The sequence below is a fragment of the Curtobacterium sp. L3-7 genome, assembly GCF_048756585.1.
Taxonomy (GTDB): Bacteria; Actinomycetota; Actinomycetes; order Actinomycetales; family Microbacteriaceae; genus Curtobacterium.
Genome location: NZ_CP151474.1, coordinates 674,068 through 694,294, shown reverse-complemented (window position 1 = coordinate 694,294; position 20,227 = coordinate 674,068). Strand labels below are relative to the sequence as shown.

20 protein-coding genes are annotated in these 20,227 nt (G+C 70.2%); 13 read left to right on the top strand and 7 right to left on the bottom strand.

The genetic code is table 11. The features are described from left to right. Positions 1 to 602: 602 nt before the first annotated feature. Genes AAEP80_RS03500 through AAEP80_RS03485 form a run of 4 tightly spaced genes read left to right on the top strand, consistent with a single transcriptional unit; the run spans position 603 to position 3,545 of the window. Positions 603 to 1,469, top strand: a complete 867-nt coding sequence (locus AAEP80_RS03500) for a conjugal transfer protein (RefSeq protein ID WP_420365971.1) — start codon at positions 603 to 605, stop codon at positions 1,467 to 1,469. Positions 1,470 to 1,495: 26 nt separating this feature from the next. After that, positions 1,496 to 2,533 carry an FHA domain-containing protein gene (locus AAEP80_RS03495; protein ID WP_420365970.1) on the top strand — a complete coding sequence of 346 codons (1,038 nt, stop codon included), beginning with the start codon at positions 1,496 to 1,498 and terminating at the stop codon, positions 2,531 to 2,533. After that, the gene (locus AAEP80_RS03490) at positions 2,530 to 3,372 is read left to right on the top strand and encodes a class E sortase (RefSeq protein ID WP_420365969.1); all 843 of its coding nucleotides are present in this window, start codon (positions 2,530 to 2,532) and stop codon (positions 3,370 to 3,372) included. The genes AAEP80_RS03495 and AAEP80_RS03490 overlap by 4 nt, the downstream gene beginning before the upstream one ends. Next, positions 3,369 to 3,545 (top strand): hypothetical protein, encoded by a 177-nt coding sequence (locus tag AAEP80_RS03485; protein ID WP_420365968.1) that lies wholly within the window; start codon positions 3,369 to 3,371, stop codon positions 3,543 to 3,545. The genes AAEP80_RS03490 and AAEP80_RS03485 overlap by 4 nt, the downstream gene beginning before the upstream one ends. A 4-nt stretch (positions 3,546 to 3,549) precedes the next feature. Here the strand turns inward: AAEP80_RS03485 and AAEP80_RS03480 are convergent, their stop codons facing one another. From AAEP80_RS03480 to AAEP80_RS03470, 3 genes are read right to left on the bottom strand one after another with little or no spacing between them, the layout of a single operon-like run. Then, on the bottom strand, positions 3,550 to 4,869 hold the full coding sequence (locus AAEP80_RS03480; RefSeq protein WP_420365967.1) for a carboxylesterase family protein: 1,320 nt from the start codon (positions 4,867 to 4,869) through the stop codon (positions 3,550 to 3,552). Continuing rightward, positions 4,869 to 6,122: an MFS transporter gene (locus AAEP80_RS03475; protein ID WP_420365966.1), complete on the bottom strand. Its 1,254-nt coding sequence runs from the start codon at positions 6,120 to 6,122 to the stop codon at positions 4,869 to 4,871. The genes AAEP80_RS03480 and AAEP80_RS03475 overlap by 1 nt, the downstream gene beginning before the upstream one ends. A 14-nt stretch (positions 6,123 to 6,136) precedes the next feature. After that, positions 6,137 to 7,438, bottom strand: a complete 1,302-nt coding sequence (locus tag AAEP80_RS03470) for an MFS transporter (protein WP_420365965.1) — start codon at positions 7,436 to 7,438, stop codon at positions 6,137 to 6,139. 217 nt (positions 7,439 to 7,655) lie between these two features. On the opposite strand from AAEP80_RS03470, the gene AAEP80_RS03465 reads away from it, so the two are divergent. Together AAEP80_RS03465 and AAEP80_RS03460 are read left to right on the top strand one after the other, a co-directional pair. Then, the gene (locus tag AAEP80_RS03465; protein WP_420365964.1) at positions 7,656 to 8,471 is read left to right on the top strand and encodes a sugar phosphate isomerase/epimerase family protein; all 816 of its coding nucleotides are present in this window, start codon (positions 7,656 to 7,658) and stop codon (positions 8,469 to 8,471) included. Further along, the gene (locus AAEP80_RS03460; protein ID WP_420365963.1) at positions 8,468 to 9,583 is read left to right on the top strand and encodes a Gfo/Idh/MocA family protein; all 1,116 of its coding nucleotides are present in this window, start codon (positions 8,468 to 8,470) and stop codon (positions 9,581 to 9,583) included. The genes AAEP80_RS03465 and AAEP80_RS03460 overlap by 4 nt, the downstream gene beginning before the upstream one ends. 61 nt (positions 9,584 to 9,644) lie before the next feature. Here AAEP80_RS03460 and AAEP80_RS03455 read toward each other — a convergent pair whose 3' ends face one another. The 3 genes from AAEP80_RS03455 to AAEP80_RS03445 are packed head-to-tail and all read right to left on the bottom strand — an operon-like array spanning position 9,645 to position 11,019. Further along, positions 9,645 to 10,250, bottom strand: coding sequence for a TetR/AcrR family transcriptional regulator (locus tag AAEP80_RS03455; protein WP_420365962.1), 606 nt, complete (start codon positions 10,248 to 10,250; stop codon positions 9,645 to 9,647). A gap of 25 nt (positions 10,251 to 10,275) precedes the next feature. Next, complete coding sequence (locus AAEP80_RS03450) at positions 10,276 to 10,815, bottom strand: MarR family winged helix-turn-helix transcriptional regulator (protein WP_420365961.1); 540 nt, start codon at positions 10,813 to 10,815, stop codon at positions 10,276 to 10,278. A 21-nt stretch (positions 10,816 to 10,836) separates the two neighbouring features. Further along, the gene (locus AAEP80_RS03445) at positions 10,837 to 11,019 is read right to left on the bottom strand and encodes a hypothetical protein (protein WP_413600410.1); all 183 of its coding nucleotides are present in this window, start codon (positions 11,017 to 11,019) and stop codon (positions 10,837 to 10,839) included. A 167-nt stretch (positions 11,020 to 11,186) separates the two neighbouring features. Between AAEP80_RS03445 and AAEP80_RS03440 the strand changes: the two genes are divergently transcribed. Then, the gene (locus AAEP80_RS03440) at positions 11,187 to 11,870 is read left to right on the top strand and encodes an SDR family NAD(P)-dependent oxidoreductase (RefSeq protein WP_420365960.1); all 684 of its coding nucleotides are present in this window, start codon (positions 11,187 to 11,189) and stop codon (positions 11,868 to 11,870) included. 40 nt (positions 11,871 to 11,910) lie between these two features. Then, a complete protein-coding gene (locus AAEP80_RS03435) occupies positions 11,911 to 12,744 on the top strand; it encodes an aldo/keto reductase (protein ID WP_420365959.1) in 834 nt (277 codons plus the stop codon). Position 12,745: 1 nt separating this feature from the next. Here AAEP80_RS03435 and AAEP80_RS03430 read toward each other — a convergent pair whose 3' ends face one another. Continuing rightward, complete coding sequence (locus AAEP80_RS03430) at positions 12,746 to 14,419, bottom strand: hypothetical protein (protein WP_420365958.1); 1,674 nt, start codon at positions 14,417 to 14,419, stop codon at positions 12,746 to 12,748. A 212-nt stretch (positions 14,420 to 14,631) separates the two neighbouring features. On the opposite strand from AAEP80_RS03430, the gene AAEP80_RS03425 reads away from it, so the two are divergent. From AAEP80_RS03425 to AAEP80_RS03405, 5 genes are all read left to right on the top strand, one after another. Further along, positions 14,632 to 14,790 carry a hypothetical protein gene (locus AAEP80_RS03425; protein ID WP_420365957.1) on the top strand — a complete coding sequence of 53 codons (159 nt, stop codon included), beginning with the start codon at positions 14,632 to 14,634 and terminating at the stop codon, positions 14,788 to 14,790. Between the two features lie 83 nt (positions 14,791 to 14,873). Beyond that, the gene (locus AAEP80_RS03420; RefSeq protein ID WP_420365956.1) at positions 14,874 to 15,845 is read left to right on the top strand and encodes an arginase family protein; all 972 of its coding nucleotides are present in this window, start codon (positions 14,874 to 14,876) and stop codon (positions 15,843 to 15,845) included. Next, positions 15,823 to 17,082, top strand: a complete 1,260-nt coding sequence (locus AAEP80_RS03415; protein WP_420365955.1) for a hypothetical protein — start codon at positions 15,823 to 15,825, stop codon at positions 17,080 to 17,082. Before AAEP80_RS03420 ends, AAEP80_RS03415 begins: the two co-directional genes overlap by 23 nt. Continuing rightward, positions 17,079 to 18,506, top strand: coding sequence for an MATE family efflux transporter (locus AAEP80_RS03410; RefSeq protein ID WP_420365954.1), 1,428 nt, complete (start codon positions 17,079 to 17,081; stop codon positions 18,504 to 18,506). Before AAEP80_RS03415 ends, AAEP80_RS03410 begins: the two co-directional genes overlap by 4 nt. Before the next feature lie 133 nt (positions 18,507 to 18,639). Next, complete coding sequence (locus AAEP80_RS03405) at positions 18,640 to 19,680, top strand: PQQ-binding-like beta-propeller repeat protein (protein ID WP_420365953.1); 1,041 nt, start codon at positions 18,640 to 18,642, stop codon at positions 19,678 to 19,680. Positions 19,681 to 20,227: the final 547 nt, after the last annotated feature.

Here is a 20,227-nt window from a genome sequence, read left to right as displayed (position 1 = left end):
AGCTGCGCGAGCGCCGCGCCCGCGCCGAGTCTGCGCAGCCCACCCGCACGGTCGACGCGTGGGCTCGCTCGGCGACGGCGGCATCGGTCGTCGAGCCGAGGCCCGCGGGAGGGACCGGCTGGACGAGAGCCGCTCCCGCATCCACCGCGGACGTGCCCGCCTCGGCAGCACTCCCGTCACCGTCGACGCAGCCCTCGATCCCTCCCGTGCCGGTGTCCACGGCGCAGCCGGTGCCGACCGTCGTGACTTCGCCGACGCCGGTCCCCGCCTCCACGACGCCGCCAGCCCCCCTCGTCCCGGTCCCCGTCCCGACGACCCCGCCCGCCACCCTCGTCCCGGTCGACGCGCCGCTCCCCCTAGTGCAGGAGGCGCCGGCCGGCACGACGACCGAACCGCCGACCGCGTCACCTCCGCCCCCGACTCCGCTCCCGCACCCGGACCCCGAGTCGGCGCCGGCAGCTCGCACGGCGTCAGCCACGGCCCCGACGCCGGCCGTCGAGTCCGCGGTGTCCGATGCGCCGCCTCGGCGCGCCGGCACACGCCCGCGAGCAGCCGACTCCCGGCGCGACACCGACGGTGGGACCGGGACGTTGCGCAGCTCGGTGACCGAGGTCGTCCGCGACGTGGTCGGGCTCGGCTCCCGCGGTGGCCGCCAGTCCTGGGTGCGGACCATCCAGATCCTCGTCGCTTCGGCGACCGTGCTCACCCTCGCCCTCGGCCTCCGATCGATGTTCGCACCGGTGAGTGCGAGCAGCGCCCCCGCGTCGGCCACCTTCCCGCAGGCCGTGGCGGCTTCGACTGCCGAGCGTTTCGCCGAGGTGTACTTCACGTGGGACGAGTCGGACCGACAGGCGCGGACAGAGGCCCTCTCGCAGCTGATGGTCGGCGGCACGCCCGGTCAGGCCGGGTGGGACGGGAAGGGAACCTCCACCGCCGGCGCGGCCCGTGCCGCTGGCTTCACCTACGTGGACGCCTCGCACGCGATCGTGACGGTCGTCGTGCCGGTGACGACGCCGGATGCCGACGGAACCGACGCGACCTCGACGATGTCGCTCCAGGTCCCCGTCACGGTCGTCGGCGCCCGCGTGTGGGTCTCCGGGCTCCCAGCGTCGGTGGGTGTCCCAGCCGCGGCGCCGACCGGCACAGCATCGTCCTTCCGCCTCGATGCACAGACGAGCACGCGCTCACGCCCAGCTGTCACGCAGTACTTCGCAGCGCTCAGTCGTGGCGACGTCGCGCTCTCCGAGACCGGGAACGCCTCCACCGGCCTCGACGGCACGCTCCAGTACACCGAGCTGCTCGACTGGCGGGTCGAGCGTGGCGGCGACGACCAGCGAGTCGGGTTCGCCGAGGTCCGGTGGGCGACCCCGGGCGGCGCCGTTCTCGACCAGGAGTACCGACTCGTCATCTCGAGGAACGGGTCCGGCTGGCAGGTCCGCGCAGCGACCGCCGCCGTCCCGACCGATTGACCATGACCACACTCGAAGGATCTGCGATGCTCTCCACGCACACAGGCGAACCGCCTGCAATCACCGTCCACATCTCCCCGTCCGGGCTGCTGACGATGGGCGGGTACGACCACACCGAGACGTCGTCGCACGCCTCCTCCGAAGCCGCACGGGAAGCAGCGCTCGACATCGTGACGGAGTTCGCCCGGCAGTCCGGGCACCCCGTTCGCCTGCACACCACCGGCGCCGAAGGGAACTGGCACCTCGTCGTCGCATCGGACGGGTCGGTCGAGATCGACGAGATGCCCGCGGTCGTCGCTCCGACCACGATCGACACCACCGCATCGGTGGGCAGGACGGACACGATCGACCTGACCGCGACCGTGAGCGCCCCACCGTCCGCCCCGGTCGTCGAGACCATCGCGATGCCCGTCGCCCCCGAGCCAGACCCCCTGCCCGAGCCGGTCGACCTCCCCGATCCCGTCGGACCGCTCCTGCCTCCCATCCCGCCGTCCCCATCGATCCCCTCGGCTCCCGCGGCTGCACCAGAGGCCCTGGCAACACCCGAACCGTCGGCAGTACCGGAGCACCCGGCACCACCGGAGCCCCCGGCAGCGGCGGAGCACCCGGCACCACCGGAGCACCCGGCTGAGGCGACCGGCGTCGAGTCGACCGACACGGCGCCGGTCAACGCCGGATCGCCGTCCGAGACGGAACTCGACGAGATCGAGTCGCTCGAACGCACGATCGTGAGCACGCGACGCCGCACCGAACCGGTCAGTCGGGCCAAGCTCTTCACGAGCACCGGGACCATCCTCGACGTGTCCGGTTCTGGCGTCCTCGGCCGCCGACCGCTCGGGGTGGAGAACCCGGTACGGTTCGACGACCCCACGCGGAGCGTGTCGAACGCCCACCTGCGCTTCACCGTGGACGGAGCCGGACTGAACGTCGAGGACCTCGCTTCGGCGAACGGCACCACCGTGGTGCGAGAGGGCACCAGGCAGCGGTGCCACCCCGGCACGACCGTCCCGGCTCCCCGCGGTTCACGGGTCGACATCGGCGACCAGTTCTTCGTCGTCGCGTGACCGGCGGGCGGGACGGGGTGCTCGATGCGACGTCGGCGAACGGATGGGTCCGGTCGGCGCCGGATCCCTGGCAGGGGTCGCGCACTCCGCGACACCGCCCGAACGCCCGGCCGCGGCAGACGATCGGCGCTGCACTCGTCTCGCTCATCGCTGAATTGCTCATCATCGCGGGCGCGGCCACCGGGCTGTACGTGGTGTGGACCGGCTGGTGGACCGATGTCGTCGCCGTGAACGAACAGACCGCGCTCGTCAAGGACCTCGGGCAGACCACGACCAAGCCCACTGCGGGCACCGAGCACCGCGGCACCGCACCGGTCCTCGCCGAGCCGCCGAACGTCACGGACGTCTTCGGCACCATGCAGATCCCGCGCTTCGGAACGGACTACAACCGTCCCATCGGCGAGGGCACGAACCGCGAGAAGGTGCTCAACACCATCGGACTCGGCCACTACCAGGACACCGCGATGCCCGGCGCCGAAGGCAACTTCGCCGTCGCCGGCCACCGCGTCACCTACGGCAAGCCGCTCAACCAGATCGCCGAACTCACGACCGACGACGCGATCGTCGTCCGCGTCACCGACAAGGCCACGAACTTCGACGTCTGGTACGTCTACAAGGTCACCGACAGCCAGATCGTCACACCCGACCACATCGAGACCATCGCCCCGGTCCCGAACAAGCCCGGCGTCCAGCCCACCGCCGACGACCGCTGGCTGACACTCACCGCCTGCCACCCGATGTGGTCCGCCAAGGAGCGCTACATCACCCACGCCAAGCTCGACTACTGGATGCCCGCGTCCGAGGGGACGCCGAAGGAACTCTCGGAGACGCCCAAGTGATCTTCCCGCTCGTGTGGCGACTCCTGCCCGGCCCGACCGCCCTCAAGATCCTCGAACTGATCGTCCTGCTCACCGCACTCGTGTTCGTCCTGTTCACCTGGGTGTTCCCCTGGGTCGCAGCGGACATCCTGCCCCCACCCGACGGCACCGTCGACACCGGCGCGGGACCCTGACGGTTCAGCCGCGGTCGAACACCAGCGTCTCGTCGTCGCGAGCAGTGACGCGACCGGTCCGCGCGAACTCCGCCCAGATCGCCCGCACACCCGGGCCGCGACGCTCGACCTCCGGCCAGTCCCGCTCGGGCACGAACCGGCTGCCGGCCCACGCCTCCTTGCGTCCCAGCAGCAGCGGCAGGTCGCTCATGTGCACCGCCCCGGTCGGCTGCGCGGTCGCGCCGCGGAGCAGCCGGTAGACGGTCGCGCGCCCGCCGCCCGACCGGTGCCGCTCCGCGAACACCCTGGCGTCACGCCCGTAGATCACCTCGGTCAGCGGCCGGACGAGCCACCACCGCACGAGCGACCGCGCGACCCGGTTCCGAACGATGCGCTTGAGTCCAGGGAGCACGGGCACGTACATCCCGGCCTCGTCCGATCCCGACCCGATGAGCACGTCGACGTCTGGTGCGACCCGCCGCCAGGCCTCGGCGAGGTCACGTTCGGCCGGCAGCGGCGCGAACCCGTACTGGGTGCCGTACGGCATCCCGCCGCGGAGCCCGTACCGGCCGCCGACCCGCCTGCCGCGGGCCTGTCGCTCGTACAGCTCGTCGAGCGAGGTGTCCGCCGACATCGGCCCCACCGCCTCGACCATCGCACGGTTCATCCGCGCACGTCCGCGCGAGAGCCCGAGCGGTGCGCTCTGCACGATCGCCCTGCGGAAGAGCCCTGCGGTCCCCTCGCTGATCATCAGGTGCGCGATCGCGTCCCCTCCGGCGGACTGCCCGAAGAGCGTGACGAGATCGGGGTCGCCGCCGAACGCGGCGATGTTGTCGTGCACCCACCGGAGCGACGCGACGAGGTCGAGCAGCCCGAGGTTCGCCGGGATCCGTTCCCCGTCGCCGAGGAACCCGAGCACCCCGAGCCGGTACGTCACCGTCACGACGACGACGCGTTGCTCTCGGACCAGGTCGTACGGGTCGTTGATCGGGACGTCGCCGCCGCCGATGACGTACGAGCCGCCGTGGATCCACACCATGACCGGCAGTCGCTCGTCGGGGCCGATGTCAACCGGGATCGTGATCGAGAGCGCCTGGCAGCGTTCGTCGACCTCGGCATCGATCTCGTGGAGCAGTTGGTCGACGACCGTCGCGGAGGGTTGCGGGGCCACCGGTGCTGGGAAGTCCGCGTGGAACACGTCCTCGAAGACGGGCATCGGCTCCGGCGGCCGGAACCGCTCGGCCTGCGCGTACGGCACGCCGAGCACCCGGATGACGTCGCCGTCCCGCGATCCGCGGATGCGTCCTGCTGGGCTGTCGTAGGTCACGGTGGCGGCGTCGAGCATCAGTCCACGCTAGCCCTGGAGGCTCGGTGCGGCCCCGGCGCGTCGGTCCCGGCGCTCCGCGCCGGCCGGAGCGACTCGGACGCCGCGAAGGCCGCGACGAACAGCACCGCGACGAGCCACAGCGCCGACAGCGCGCCGAGGTGGACGGCGATGGCTCCGATGACGGGCGGTCCGGCGAAGTTCGCGAAGTACCCGATGGACGCCACGACACTCACGCGGGCGGCCGGGTTCGGGCCGCTCTGCGCCGCGGCCGACATCCCCAGCGGGAAGCCCATCGAGACGCCGACGGCCCACAGGACCACACCGATCAGGGTGAGCCACCACGCGCCGCCGACGATGAACAGGATCGCCCCGACGATGCCGAGCGCAGTCGTCCAGCGCACGGTCCGGACCCGACCGAGCCGATCGACCACGGGACCGGCGAACACACGGGTCGCCGCCTCGGACACCGCGAACACGGTGAAGAACAGCGCGCCGACGGTCGCGGACTGCCCGTGCCCGTCGGTGGTGGCGAGTGCGAGCCAGTTGTTGGCCGATCCCTCGCCCAGCTCGACGCCGAGCATGACGACACCGATCATCAGCAGGCGGACGTCCGCCCAGCCCCTGGCCCAGGCGCGGATGCGCTGCCCGGGTGTCAGCGTGTCGTCGTGCTCCTCCGCGCGGGTGCCGTCGGGCACCGCGCGCATGGCGACCACGCCGACCACGAGCAGGACCGCGGCCTCCACCACCAACTGGGTGGAGACCGTGATGCCGAGTGCCGAACAGAGTGCGGCGATCCCGGCACCGAGCGCCGCGCCTCCCGACCATGCGGCGTGCATCAACGGGAGCAGCGTGCGGCCCGCGAGGGCCTCGATGGCCGTGCCCTCGACGTTCGCCATCACGTCGAGGGAGCCGATCCCGGCACCGGCGACGACGAACGCGACAGCGGCGAGCGGCGCGGAGTGCAGCGCCGCCGCGATCCCGAGCACGGCGATCGCGACGGGGACGAGCACGACGACGGCCGTCAGGGCCCGCCGTCCGCCGAGTCGCCGCAGCAGCGGCGCGGCGGAGAGCAGGCCACCGATCGACCCGATCGTGACGCCGCCGAGCATGAGCCCGATGGTGCCGGTGTCGACGCCGAGCTCCGCACGGATCTCGGGGAGCCGGGGTCCCCATGCGGCGAGGCTGATGCCGCCGAGGCCGAACGCGACGATGATCGCGTTCCGCCACCGCGCGAGGTGCCTGCGGTCCACGTCGACCGTCGGGTTCGTCATGACGCCAGAAGCTATCAGCGCACGCGCTTGATCGGGATCACGACGAGCGCGCCGATGATCGCCACGATCCCGGCCGCCCAGCACATGAGCTCGTAGTTGTCCGGCGTGCCACCGGTGCCGAACTTCAGGAAGAACAGCGACGCAGCGGGGGCGAGCGACTGCGGGAGCGCGTTCGCGATGTTGATGACGCCGAGGTCCTTCCCTGGTCGGTCGGCGTTCGGCAGGACGTCGACGACGAGGGCGGTGTCGATCGCCGAGTAGATGCCGTAGGCGAAGCCCATGATGATCTCGGCGACGTAGAACCCGTGCACGGTGTCGGCGTGCGCGAGGACGACGAGCCCGACGGCGAACAGCGCGGTGGACCCGCCGACGAAGACCTTGCGGCGGCCGAGCCGGTCGGACAGCCAGCCGGAGAGCGCGGCACTGACGAGCAGGGCGATCGTGTACAGCAGCACACCGAACGCGACGGACGCGGTCGCCTCCTTGTCGCTCGTGATCCCGATGTGCTGCTTCATGTAGAGCAGGCGGTACGTCGTGAACATGAACGTCGCGAAGATGATCAGGAAGCGCGACCACCAGGCGAAGGCGAAGTCCGGGTTCTTGATCGGGTTCGTCCAGAACGACGAGATCAGGTTGACGAAGGTGAACTTCTTGAGCTTGTACGTGGGCAGGTCGTCGCGGGCGACGACGGCGTAGACCACCACGAGGACGATCGCGAGGATGCCGGGCGCGATGAACAGCACCGGCAGGTTCGCGACGAAGAACACCGACAGGTAGGTCCCGGCGAGGACGGCGATGTTCTGCGCGAGCGCGATGATGCTCGACGACTTCCCGCGCTGGAACTGCGGCACGTTGTCGGCGAAGCTCGCGGTCAGGGTCGCCAGCACGGTGTTCGCCGAGAGCTGCGCGAGCAGCCATCCGAGGGTGAGCTGCGTGGTGTCCGGGGCGAACGCGATCCACGCGAGGGCGAACGCGAACACGACGACGCCGGTGAGCATCCACGGGCGACGACGTCCCCAGCGGGTGCGGGTCCGGTCGGACAGCGCCCCGGCGAGCGGGTTCATGATGAGCGCACCGAACGCGCCGATCGGCAGCACCGAGCCGATGACGTTCGCCGCGTCGGAGCCGACCAGCGCCTCGGCCTTGAGCTGCATGCTCACGTACACGGGTGCCATGAGCGCGACGAAGAGGCCGAACTGCCCGAGGAACAGCGCGATCTGGTAGCCGATCCCGACCCGCATCGTGCTGACCGGCTGGGTGATGCCCTCTTCCGGGTGCAGCAGGACCGGTGTCTCCGCGGGTTCGGGTGTGCTCATGACGCCTCCTTGAGTCGATGAAAACCGTGCTTCGCAAGGTTTTTCCAGACGCGAGCATACATCGGAAGGTCAGGACATGAGGACAGGGGTGCAACAGACCGTCGCAAAAACTGCACACCGGATGGTTTTTCGGGTAGCGTCGTACCCGATCTCGCCGCGGAGCATCGCGTCCCGGCGGGTCGAGAACGCCCGAGCCAGGACCGAAGGAGCCTCTGCAATGCCCACCACCTCTGTGCAGCTGTACTCGCTGCGCGACGCCATCGCCGAAGACCTCGACAAGGCGATCGCCCGCGTCGCCGAGATCGGCTACGAGAACGTCGAGCCGTACGCATTCGTCGAGCGCGCCGCCGACCTCGAGCGCGCCTTCGCCGCCACCGGCCTGAAGGCCCCGTCCGGTCACGTCGCCGTCATCGACGCCGAGGACACCGCCCCGATCTGGGACGCGGCGGAGCGCCTCGGCATCACGACCGTCATCGACCCGTTCATCCCGACCGATCGCTGGCAGACCGCCGACGACGTCGCGAAGATCGCTGAGCGCGTCAACGTGCTCACCGCCGAGGCTGCCGCCCGCGGCCTGCAGTTCGGCTACCACAACCACCAGTGGGAGTTCACGAACAAGGTCGACGGCCGCACCGTCTACGACCTCTTCGTCTCGCAGATCAGCCCGGAGACGGTGCTCGAGGTCGACACCTTCTGGGCCACCGTCGGCGGCGCGGACGCCCCCGCGGTCCTGCAGTCCCTCGGTGACCGCGTCGTCGCGATCCACGTCAAGGACGGCAAGGTCGACGGCGACATCCGCACGGCACTGCCGTCGTCGGAGAGCGCGCTCATCGTCCCCGAGGCCCTGCAGCGTGCCTTCGAGAACCAGACCCCGGCCGGCCAGGGCGACGTCGACGTGCCGGCCATCCTCGCCGCGGCGCCGCAGGCCATCCGCGTCGTCGAGTTCGACGCCTACGCCGGCGACGTCTTCGAGGGCATCACCGAGTCCCTCGCCTGGCTCAAGGCGAACGACACCGCGGGGAGTGCCGCGTGAGCCGCGTCGGAGTCGGCATCATCGGTGCCGGGAACATCTCGGACCAGTACCTGACGAACCTCACCCAGTTCGCCGACGTCGAGGTCCTGATGGTCGCCGACCTCATCCTCGAGCGCGCGGCGTCCCAGGCCGAGAAGTACGGCGTCCCGGCGTCCGGCACGGTCGAGGAGCTCCTCGCCCGCGACGACATCCAGATCGTGGTGAACATCACGATCCCGGCCGAGCACGCCAAGGTCGGCCAGCAGATCATCGCCGCCGGCAAGCACACCTGGAGCGAGAAGCCCGTCGCCACCAACGCGGAGGACGCGCAGGCCCTGCTCGCCGCCGCTTCGGCAGCAGGCGTCCGCTACGCGACCGCACCGGACACCGTGCTCGGTGCCGGGATCCAGACCGCCATCCGGGCCATCGCGCGCGGCGGCATCGGCACGCCGCTCACCGCGACGACGATGTTCCACGTGCCGGGCCCGGACCAGTGGCACCCGGACCCCGAGTTCCTGTACGCACAGGGCGCCGGTCCGCTGTTCGACATCGGCCCGTACTACGTCACGACGCTCCTGCACGCCTTCGGTTCCGCCTCGCGCGTGCAGGCCGTGTCGTCGAAGTCCCGCGAGACCCGCGTGATCGGCTCCGGCCCCCGCGCCGGCACCGAGTTCGCCGTCGAGGTGCCCACGCACCACGCAGCGCTCATCTCGTTCGCGGGCGGACAGTCGGCGCAGACGACCCTGTCGTTCCAGCACGCACTGCCCCGCAACGGCTTCGTCGAGATCAACGGCTCCGAGGGCACCATCGTGCTGCCGGACCCGAACGTCTTCGACGGCGACAGCACCCTGTGGACGCTCGGCAAGGACGAACCGACCACCCTGGCACACAAGGGCTCCACCTGGGGCCGTGGCACGGGCGTCGTCGAGCTGGCCCGCGCGATCGCGGAGGGTCGGCCGGAGCGCGCGTCCGGCGCCGTGGCGTCGCACGCGCTGGACGTCATGCTCGGCATCCGCGACGCTGCCGAGTCGGGCCAGGCCGTCGAGATCACCTCGTCGATCGACCCGATCCAGCCGCTCCCCGAGGACTTCGACCCCGCTGCCGCGGTCCTCGCCGAGGGCGTGAACGCGTAGCCCTCCGCGAGGGAACGGCAGACGTCGGGTGCCCGTGCGGCACCCGACGTCTTCCAGCACGTCACCCGGCGGGCGGGACGATCTGCTCGAGCAGGTGCAGCACGCGTTCGCCGTCGACGGCCTCCGGGTCGAGCAGCCACTGGACCTGCAGGCCGTCCGACGCCGCGATGCTCAGTGACGCGAGGTCGACCGGATCGAGGTCGGCCCGGATGCGCCCGAGGTCCTGGTCACGACGGATCAGTTCCGCAAGTTCGCCCCGCAGACGCGCGAACCGCTCACGCATGAAGTCCCGCGTCGACGGGTGCCCCTCACCGACGGCGTCGGCCGCGAGCGTCGTGTAGAGCTGCACGAGCCCCGGGATCTCGCGGTTCCGGCGCGCACTCTCACGCATGTCGCCGATCGCGGACTGCAGACGGTCCGGGGCGCCCTGCTCGCGGACCTCGTGCTCCCGGTAGACGGCGAGCAGCAGTTCGTCCCGCGACGGGAAGTAGTGCCGGAGCGCCGCGTGCGTGATGCCGAGCGCGTCGGCCACCGACCGGAGCGACGATGCGTCGACCCCCTGCTCCGCCACCATCCTGATCATCTCGTCGAGGATCTGGACCCGCCGCTCCGCGCCCTTGCGGTACCCGCGCCGCGGCACGGTCCCGGCGTCGTCGGCAGAGGTCATGCAGACAACTTACCGCTGGAAGGTTTCAGGCGCTGGTGCCGTCCACGGTGTACTCGTCGGCCGGCTCCGGAACCGCCTCGGCGAGGGCGTCCACGATCCGTCCGAGGGCCTCGGCGACCACCTCGTTGTCGGCGGCCGGCAGCCCGTCGAGCACGCGCACGACGATCTCGTGGAACTGTGCGTACGAATCGTCGATCTTGGTCGCCACCTGGTCGGTCGGTTCGAGGAACTGCGCCCGACGATCGGTGGGGTGCGCGGTCCGGACGATGTCGCCCTTCTCCACGAGGCCGTCGACGATCTTCGTCACCGAGGCGTTGGACACCGCGAGCATCACCGCGAGGTCCTTCGGTCCCATCGCGCGGCCGTCCCGGTGCGCCTGCAGCAGGTACCGGACCGCGAGGAACTCGTTCTTCGACAGACCACTCTCGATGCGCGCGTGCTCGATCTGCTGATCCTCGGCGTGCTGCAGCCGGAGGATGGCGTCGACGGCTGAGCGGGCGGCCTTCGATCGGGGTGCTCGCGAGTAGAGGTGGACGTGTTCTCGGCGGACGACGGTCAACGGCATGTGGTCATGAACTCCGGGTTCTCAGGCCTGCGGGAGCGTGAAGAAGTCCGCGTAGGACGGCTCGGCCCGCTTGGAGAGGAGCGACGGGTCCTCGATCCGAGCGGTGACGTAGGCGGCGATGACCGCGGGGTCGGTGAGGCCCGCGCGAGGGTGGGTGCCGAGGAGACCGGTGCCCCACTGAGCCCCGTGGTACGTGCTGCGCATGCCTGGTTCCACCTTCCTGGTCGTCTTTCCGTCCGAGTTGGACGACGAAAGTGTTTCACAACGCGAACGGTTAGAGCAACTGACTATCCAGTTCCTGTACGTTTCGCGCACCGAACTGCACGGCACACTGAACGACCGGTTGTCCGACCGAGGGATAGCGTGGCGACGTGGATCTCCAACTCACGGACCGTGTCGCACTCGTCGTCGGGGGCAAGGGGTACATCGGCAGCGCCGTTGCCGATCGACTCCGGGCCGAGGGAGCGACGGTCGTCGTCGCCTCGCGGAGCGCGACGGACGACGACGGCGTCGCGATCGACACCGCGGACCAGGCCTCGGTCGACGCCGGTGTCGCCTCGGTCATCGCGCAGCACGGGCGCATCGACGTGCTCGTCGTCACCGCGGCGCCGAGTGCCGGGACCCTCGACCCGGCGAAGAAGTCCGACCCTGATCAGATCGCCCGGGCCGTCGACGGCAAGGCGCTCGGGTTCCTGCGGGCCGCGAACGCCGTGCTGCCCGGACAGCGCGAGGCGGGTTTCGGACGTGTCGTCGTCGTGAGCGGGCAGAACGCCTACCTCTCCGGCAACATCACCGCGTCCCTCCGGAACACCGCCGTCAGCGTCATCGCGAAGAACCTCGCGGACGAGGCAGCCGGCTCCGGCGTCACGGTCAACGTCGTGAACCCGGGCACCGTGACCGACGATCCGGCTGCCGAGGTGCAGCGTGGGTCCGGTGGCGAGTCCAGCCCCCAGCAGATCGCCGACCTGATCGCGTTCCTGTCGTCGCCGCTGTCCGTGGTGTCCGGCGAGTCGATCTCGATCGCGCACCGCGTCCTCGGTTCGGTGACGGTCTAGTCCGTTGACGCTGCGGCAGCACCGCGGGAGAGAAGACGACATGGCACATCCGGTGACGGTCCTCCGTGACGGCACGAGCATCCCGTCCATGGGCTTCGGTGTCGGCGAGCACGCGGACATCGCCGCGGAACGCTACGTCACCGCAGCGCTCGAGGCGGGTTTCCGGCTCGTCGACACCGCCAGGAGCTACGGCAACGAGCGCGGGGTCGGTGCGGCCCTCCGTCGGTCCGGGATCCCACGGGACGACGTGTTCCTACAGTCGAAGCTCCGGGGATCGGACCAGGGCGGCCAACCAGCGGTGCGGGCCGCTCTCGGCCGAACGCTCGAGGCTCTGGGGACGGACCACATCGATGGCTACCTCATCCACTGGCCGCTCCCGCGACTCGGCCGATTCGAGGAGTCGTGGGAAGCGATCCTCACGCTGGCAGAGGAAGGGCTTGTCCGGGCTCCTGGCGTCTCGAACTTCACCCTCGCGCACCTCGACAACCTCGAGCGCCGAACCAGCGTCCTGCCCCTCGTGAACCAGGTGCAGAGCTCCCCGTCGGTGTCCCGGTGTTACTCCGTCGAACGGATGCGGGCCCGCGGTGTCCAGGCTCAGGCATACTCGCCACTCGAGCACGCCTCCGGGCTGCACCGGACGGCAGCACTCCGCTCCATCGCCGACGAGGTGGGCGCGACGACGGCGCAGGTCGTCCTTCGATGGCACCTGGACGCCGGTCGCCCGTTCGTGGTGCACTCCACGTCTCCCGCGCGCCTCCGCGAGGACCTCGGCGCCGCCGACGTGACGCTGTCCCCACGACAGCGCGAGGTGATCGACCGTTTCGACCACGACGAGGCCCACGCGGTGGACCCGGATGAACACCACGAGATGTGAGTCAGACCCGCGGCAGCACGACCAGTTCTCGGTACCAGCGGAACAGCACAGAGGGATCCGGTTCCGGCAGGGCGTTCCCGGCCGCCGACCAGTCGCGTGCGCAGTCCAGCGCGTGGCGCTCCTCGGCGACCGCTGTGCACGCCTGCACTGCGCCCCACAGGTAGGCGAAGTGCGCTCCGGGTCGAGCGCGGAACATCGGCTCACCGAACGACGGTAGGACGTCGTCGAGGGTGATTCGTGCGCCGAAGTCATGCCGAGCGGCAATCGCCGCGAAGGCGTCCTCGATGCCGACCTCGTCGCCGGTGTGCACAGCGAGGTCCAAGGCGGCGATGACACCGCGCTCGAGGGCGGAGCGCCGGTACTCGACCGACTTCACCATCGCGATCCGGGCCCGGGCCTCGTCGTCGAGCAGCGCCCAGTCGGCGCGGAGGGGCCACTTCTCGAACCAGAGGGCGAAGGTCTCGGAGAGCTCGACCGGGAGGTTCTCGAGCCCAGAGAGGTTCGGGATACCCGGCCGCATGAACGCGTGGTTGAGCGCGTGACCGAACTCGTGCATCAGGCTCTGCACGTTCTGCGCCGTGAGGCCGGGCTCGGCCGGGAACCCGAGGCTGACACGGGACGCGGACGTCCGACGCGGTGAACCATCGTGCCGATTACGGGTCGGAACCGTGTGGTTGGCGTGCGCGACACCCCTGCCGTCGGTGAAGTCCACCGTGATGTGTCCGATGACGGTCCCGTCGCCTGTCAGGAGCTGGAATCGACGATCGTCCTCGGTGACCAGGTCGAGGGCGAAGCATTGACGGACGAGGGATCGGAGCGCATCGACCACGTCGGCGAGCTGCCACCTCCTGGCCCGATCGCCGTCGACGAGCGACCTCACTGCAAACTCCGCATGCTGGAGCACGATGTCCGCTGGGAGATCGATCCCTCGTCCCTGGAGCGCGGTCGCGAGTTCGTCGGCGAGGTCGTCGAGCGAGACGATCGCCTGCGCCAGGTAGGCGTCGAGGAACCGGCACACGGCGCGCTCGTCGATCGTGCTCCCGCGAAGCGACTCGGCAACCGGCGACCGTGCTCCGCGACGACGCGCGGCCCTGGACCGCTCGGCGGCGACGGCATCGACGGCCGCGACCAACTCCCCGTGCCGCCGAGCCCCGACGGCGTCCCAAGCCAGTCTTACCCGCTCTCGGGAGCGGGCCGACTCCGTGGTGGCGAGCAGATGAAACAGCCCCGCCGGCGCCTCTTCGACGGCGACCTCGACTCCGAGGCGTGCAAGGAGCGCTCGCTGATCGGCGCGGAGCGCCCGTACTGCCTCGACGAGCGACTGGACCGCGGTCTCGTCCGGCCCCGCACCGCGGAGGCGCTTCGCCCGGAGCTGATCGACGAGCCGTCGACGAGCTGACTCGATCAACGCGTCGTCGTACCGCGACCCATCGAGTGCCTCGATCGTGCGACGGTCGTCCTCGTCGGATTCGTAGAAGCGCATACGGACGCGTTCGAGGTCCGCCGGCAACGAGCCCCCGGCACCCAGTTCCTCCATCAGGAGCGCGTGCTCGACGTCGTCGTTGATGACGAGCGCTTGGCGGAGGTCATCGGCGGAGACCGGGGGAACGAGGAGCATCCCACGCCGGTCGTACTCACGGAGCAGCACGTCGGCGAGCTCGGTTGATCGCTGCACCACGACCTCCCCTCGCCGAGTTGTGCATGCAACCTAGCACCACGATCCCGGCGAGAAAAGCCCTTGACAGACCAGTCTGTGTAGGGAGTATGTTCACTTCGCAAGGCGGTCGATCCAGGGGGGATCGGGCGGGGGAACTGCTTTTGCGGTGATGTCGCGCTCCCTCTGGACGATCAGTCTCCATCAGAGAACAACGATCGCAAGGAGTCACCATGTCGAACATGTCCTACGAGAAGTCCCCTGCATTCTTCCGTGCCGCCGGGTTCGAGAAGTTCTTCGAAGCCGAGTCGCTCGACAGCGCCGCAGTTGCCGAGCGCATCGCGGTGGATGTCAACCTCGACGCCGAGCTCGACGCCATCCTCGCGAAGTGACCGGCCGTTCCTAGCGATACCCGCGGGGGTCGCCCGGTTCCGGCCGGGCGACCCCCGCACCTGAAGAATCAGACGGAGCCTCCATGGCCGGCACCACGAGCACGACTCTCCGCCCGTTCCCGCCGGGCGCCCGCTGTGACGACGACGTCATCGGCGCGGTCGTCGGGGTCCCGTCCTCGGCCGGCAGCCCGAACCCGGGAGCGGAAAACGGCCCCTACTTCATCCGGACCCTGATGCGTCAGTTCACGTGGTCCGCATCGGAACCGGCGATCCACCCGGTGACGGATGCCGCCGGAATTCTCGACGGTGTGGTGGACCTCGGCGACATCAACCCAGGCACCCTGGACGCGTCGGGCGTCGCCGACCTCGTCGCAAGCGTCGTCGAGCGGATGCCCGTCGATGCCGCACCCTGCATCATCGGCGGTGACCACAGCATCACCGCTGGTGCGATCCGGGCGCTCCGAGGCCGTGTCGGCGGCCCGCTGCGGGTCCTGCAGTTCGACCAGCACCTCGACGTCCAGACCTGGCCGTCCGCGAACGGCGGGCTCGACGACCTCTTCCACACCAATGTGATGAGCCATGTCGCGTCGATCATCGGTGACGGACAGGTCATCCAGGTCGGACTCGCTCCGTACTCGACGCGGGAGCGCAACGGCGCGATCTCCAGCCTCCCCGGACAGGCCACCGGACGGGTGCCCGTGCACGCATCTGCCATCGACGACGACGACGCCTTCGGGTCGCTCGTCGGGTCGGGCCACCCCCTCTACGTCACCGTCGACGTCGACGTCCTCAGCGCCTCGGAGATGAGCGCGACCGGGTACCCGGCTGTCATCGGTCTCCCGGCGCGACGACTCCTCCGGCTCCTGGAGGTGGCCGTCCGCGCCAACGTGCTCGTCGGGTTCGACGTCGTCGAGTTCGCAGCACACCGGGACGACCGAGATCCGAAGGTGCTCGCCGACGCAGCCCGTGCCGCAACCGTGTTCCTGCACCTCCTCAGCCTGTTGCGCGAGCAGCACACCGGAAGGAAGAACGATGACGACCAGCATCGAGACTGATTCCCCGGCCGCCCCGACGTGGCCCACGACCAACGCGTTCACCCAGACGCTGCTCGGGTTCACGTACGACGGCGAACCGGACACGTTCTCTGCGTCATGTGTCGCGGAGTTCGTCGCGCATGATCCGACGAGGTACGACTACGCCCTGTCGCAGATCTTCGAGCCGGCCGTCCTCGTCGAGGTCGCACTGGTTGCCGGATTCGAGCCGGACGCCGTGGAGTCCCTGCAACACGCGCCGACCGAACGCATGCGGTGGCTGGCGGACCGCGTCCGGAACGCATCATCGCTCAGCGGGACCGCCGCGGTCACCTCCGCCGCGGCACTCATCAGCGTGTCCCGTTTCGCGCTCGCGACGGCCTTGCTCGACACCTGGGAGGCGACTGGCCAGGCCGAGGTCCGGGATCGGTTCGAGATCGCCATGCTGCGGTTCATCATCGAGAACCGCACGAACGCGGGTGCCGGCTCTGCCGTCCACTTCGAGACCATGCGCGCCGCGGTCGTCTCCGGTGGGATCCCCATCGACCGACAACTCGATGCATGTAGCCAGGCCGTCGTCTGGTACCTCAAGCGGGGCGAACTCCCCGTCGATGAGTTCGGGTGGTTCGCACGTCACGGCAACCGCCTCGTGGTGGAACACCGTGACGAGCTCGCCCCCGGGACCGTCTCGTCCTGGTTCCGGGGCGTGGCGATGGTGCCGGCGGACCTCGGCGACACCGAACGCACACGCGCCGTCATGAAACTGGCGGACCACGCCGCGGACGAGGCCGTTGCCGACGGCGGCGGCGCGTTCGAGGTGCATTTCAAGAAGACGTACCTGGAGTCCTCCATCAAGGAGCACATGTACGTCGCGCGTGACGAGGCAAAGGCACGGGCATTCGGCGAGGAACTGGTCGCGCTCGATCCCGGATGGTCGGCGAGTCGCGGCGAGGTGGCTGAGGTCCGTCGCTCCTTCGGCGACCTCGAGGGTGCAGTCGCGGCGTTCGACGACGCCGTCACGATCGGGTCGCCCTACATCGGCTACCACCTCAAGAGCGCTGCCGATCTGCTCGTCCGCCTCGATCGCCTGGACGAGGCCCTCGCGCGCTACCGTGCTCTCGCAGCGCTCGGCCAGCCGACCGACGATCTCCTCCGGCGTATCGACGACCTCGAACGAGGAACCATGTCCGAGGAGACCGGCTCCGTCCGTCCGGTGTACGGGCGGCAGGGCGCTGGACGCGACGGCGGAGTGACCGCGTGACGGTTGCCGCCCACACGGCCCCCTCCGCACGCAACTTCGCGGGGCTGTCGACGACCATGCTCGCGCTCGGGCTCGTAGCCGTCGGGTTCGGCGTCGCCGACGTCGCGATGGTCTCGCCGGCCGGCGTAGGAGCGGTTGCCGCGGTCGGGCTCGGCGACACCGTGGTCGTGGCCGTGAGTGCGTTCTTCTTCGGTCTCATCGACACGTTCAGTGCCCGCCTCGCCGCGGCCGAAGGAGCCGGGTCGACAGCCACCCGCCTCCCGGAGCTCGCCGGGGCGTTCCTGCTCGGCACGATCCCGCTGGTCGCCATTGGTGTCGGCTGCGCGATCGCGGCCGGCCCGTTCCTCGGGCTCATCGGACAACCAGAGGAGATCGTGCCGGGCGCCTCCGGTTACATCGCGACCCGCATGCTGGGAGTCTTGCCCACCCTCCTCTACCTCGGAGGCATGGAGACGCTCAAGGTGTGCGGACTCCGGAGCTCCGCGATCGTGTTGCTCGTCGTCGGGCTGGTGCTCAACGTCGGCGGGAACGCCCTGTTCCTCTGGTCTCCGGCGTCGGCGTTGTTCGCCGGACCGGAGGTCGCCGTCGCCACGGCGACGGTGCTGGCACAATCGGTCATGTTCGTGGTCGCGGTCGTCCTGCTGCTGCGCGGGTTCCGCGGACAGCGGTTCCGGGCGCCGTCGGCCCGCGCGGTCTTCGGGGAGACCGCGGACGTGTGCCGCGTCGGGGCGGGGGTCGGAATACGCCAGGTGAACGACTACGCGGCATCCACTGTGCCGTTCCTCTTCCTCGGGCACCTCGGCGTGGGGGTCGTCGCCGCGGCCGCCGTCGCGGCCAAGATCTGGACGCTGTACTGCCGAGTCCCGCAGGCGTGCTTCGGTGGTGCGTTCGTCCTCTACGGCTACGCGTCCGGCCGGAGCCGATCGGATTCGCGCACAGTGCTGCGCCGTGTCACCGCCTACTCAGCGGTGCCCGTCCTGGTCGCGACGATCGCCGTGCCCCTCCTCGCACCGTGGCTCGTCCGGCTGATCGGCGGCGACGCGATCGACGCCGGCATGACGACCCTGTTCGTGCTCGCGTACATGATCACGGCCCTCCCGTACTTCTTCGAGAAGCTCGCAGGGGAGCTGCTCACGGTCGAGCGCGCGGGCGTCGTCCTGTCGGTCGCGTCGAGCGTCGTCACCTACGGGCTCACGATCCCCCTGGCTGCGCTCGCGGTGTACGTCATCGGCTCGCCGTTCCTCGCGATCGCCTCGGCTGCGATCGCGTCGGCGGTGCTCGCGGTGGTGTTCTGGCGCCGGTTGCTGCGTGCGGTCCGGACACCTGAGCAACAGGACACCGGTCGCTCTGGTGCCGGACCCGGAGCTCCCGCAGATGCCCCCGCCGGAACCGGAGCCGAGGGGGCTCACCTTGCCGGGTCGTGAGGCCGCACGGTCGCGTCACGACCCGGTGAAGTCGATCCTCAGGCCCGGTGCGACTGCCGCAGTGCGGTGGGCGGACGAACCCGCGGTCCTCGCACACCGCCGCCTCTCGTCCACCGACCTGAGGACCGGTCTCATGAGTGCCGTCCCGGTCAGCTCGACCCCCGCCGTCGTGCACGGTGTCGGGGTGGTCGTGGCGAGCGACGACGGACGGGTGCGATTCTTCGGCCAAGACCTCGAGCGAGTGTTCTGGGAGACACGGCTGGACCGGAGCGTGTACTCCTCGGTGGTCGTCGACACCGAACGGGACCGCTTCGTGGTCGCGACCACCGGTGGGCTCGTCGCCTGCATCGGTCTCCGGGGCGACGTGGCGTGGACCCGGGTCCTCCCCGAGCCGGTGTTCTCGACCCCCACGATCCTGCCGGAGCGGCGGACCCTCGTCATCGGGACCTTCGGGAGCCACTGCGTCTTCGTCGACCTCGATGACGGCGCGGTGATCGCGGACGTCTCCACCCCGCGCCCGTGGAGTGCGGCCCTCGGGGGTCTCGCCGCGCACCGGGACGTGTACGCGAGTCCGGTGGTGCGTGACGAGGACAGTGTCGTGGTCTGCAGCGGCGATCACGTCGTCGCCATCGGCCGGGACGGCACGGTCCTCTGGAGCGTCGACACCGGCGCCACGATCAAGGCGTCGCCGGTGGTGGTCGGCGACCGGGTGGTCGTCGCCGGAACGAACGGCGTGGTGCGTACGCTCGCACTGCTCGACGCACAGGAGATCTGCGCGACGACGGTCGGTGCGCGGATCGCCGCCAGCCCGGTCGTCGTCGATGGTGTGGCCGTCGTCGGGGACCAGACCGGTCGGGTACACGGCCTGGACACGGACCGCCTCGCCCCGCAGTGGCAGAACTCCACTGGCGCACCGAGGTCGTACACGTCTTTCTCGACCCTCCCCGATGGTGCGGTGATTGCAACGGGCTTCGACGGTGACGTCCGCTGCATCGATCCGCGGGACGGTGCCTTCCGGTGGCAATCCAGCCAGGTGCTCGGCCTTCCGGACCACGAGCCGGAAATGGACATCACCCCCGTCGCCGCACCCGACGGCTCCCTGTACTGTGCGTCCTACCGGGGAGACGTGTACCGGTTCGCGTTCCGCCCCGACGACGGAGGGGTGTCCTCGTGACCACGGAGAGCGGCAGTACCACCGCGCGACAGGACCATGACAACCGCGTTTACGACGCGCTGTTCCGGCGCGCCAATGACGATGTGACGGGCGCGCGTGACCCGTTCCCCCACGCGGCGCCGGAGACCCGCGCAGCCGAGGAGCGCTTCGTCCGGGTGGTGGCGGAACGCGATGCCGCGGTGACGGCGTTCCTCAATGCGATCGGTATCCGCAGCGAGGACGGCCGCGACCGAGCCGACCCCGAGACGGTCTTCCGTCGACTCCTCGCGGAGGAACCAGACCCCTCCCGCCGTGAACGGTTGGTCGCGGCTCGGGAGCGCATGCTCGGCCCGTGGGTCGCTCATGCACGGTGCGCGTTCGATGCACTCGTCGCGCGACACCGGAGGGACGCCACCGCGACGGGATGGCCCGAGGTCGCCACGCGCACCCTCGCGACGAGCGACTTGGACGAACCGACGATCGACCGGCTGCTCGAGCGCTGCGTGGAACTCGCGCACGACGATGCCCGCGCCTTCGATGCGGAGATCCGCTCGGCCGCGGGTGCCGA

What these genes read in the sequence shown, in the direction of transcription:
- AAEP80_RS03495 (WP_420365970.1), top strand. Translation starts at nt 1,496, where the DNA reads ATGCTCTCCACGCACACAGGCGAACCGCCTGCAATCACCGTCCACATC.
- AAEP80_RS03480 (WP_420365967.1), bottom strand. Translation starts at nt 4,869, where the DNA reads ATGCTCGACGCCGCCACCGTGACCTACGACAGCCCAGCAGGACGCATC.
- AAEP80_RS03475 (WP_420365966.1), bottom strand. Translation starts at nt 6,122, where the DNA reads ATGACGAACCCGACGGTCGACGTGGACCGCAGGCACCTCGCGCGGTGG.
- AAEP80_RS03470 (WP_420365965.1), bottom strand. Translation starts at nt 7,438, where the DNA reads ATGAGCACACCCGAACCCGCGGAGACACCGGTCCTGCTGCACCCGGAA.
- AAEP80_RS03465 (WP_420365964.1), top strand. Translation starts at nt 7,656, where the DNA reads ATGCCCACCACCTCTGTGCAGCTGTACTCGCTGCGCGACGCCATCGCC.
- AAEP80_RS03455 (WP_420365962.1), bottom strand. Translation starts at nt 10,250, where the DNA reads ATGACCTCTGCCGACGACGCCGGGACCGTGCCGCGGCGCGGGTACCGC.
- AAEP80_RS03450 (WP_420365961.1), bottom strand. Translation starts at nt 10,815, where the DNA reads ATGCCGTTGACCGTCGTCCGCCGAGAACACGTCCACCTCTACTCGCGA.
- AAEP80_RS03445 (WP_413600410.1), bottom strand. Translation starts at nt 11,019, where the DNA reads ATGCGCAGCACGTACCACGGGGCTCAGTGGGGCACCGGTCTCCTCGGC.
- AAEP80_RS03435 (WP_420365959.1), top strand. Translation starts at nt 11,911, where the DNA reads ATGGCACATCCGGTGACGGTCCTCCGTGACGGCACGAGCATCCCGTCC.
- AAEP80_RS03425 (WP_420365957.1), top strand. Translation starts at nt 14,632, where the DNA reads ATGTCGAACATGTCCTACGAGAAGTCCCCTGCATTCTTCCGTGCCGCC.
- AAEP80_RS03420 (WP_420365956.1), top strand. Translation starts at nt 14,874, where the DNA reads ATGGCCGGCACCACGAGCACGACTCTCCGCCCGTTCCCGCCGGGCGCC.
- AAEP80_RS03415 (WP_420365955.1), top strand. Translation starts at nt 15,823, where the DNA reads ATGACGACCAGCATCGAGACTGATTCCCCGGCCGCCCCGACGTGGCCC.
- AAEP80_RS03405 (WP_420365953.1), top strand. Translation starts at nt 18,640, where the DNA reads ATGAGTGCCGTCCCGGTCAGCTCGACCCCCGCCGTCGTGCACGGTGTC.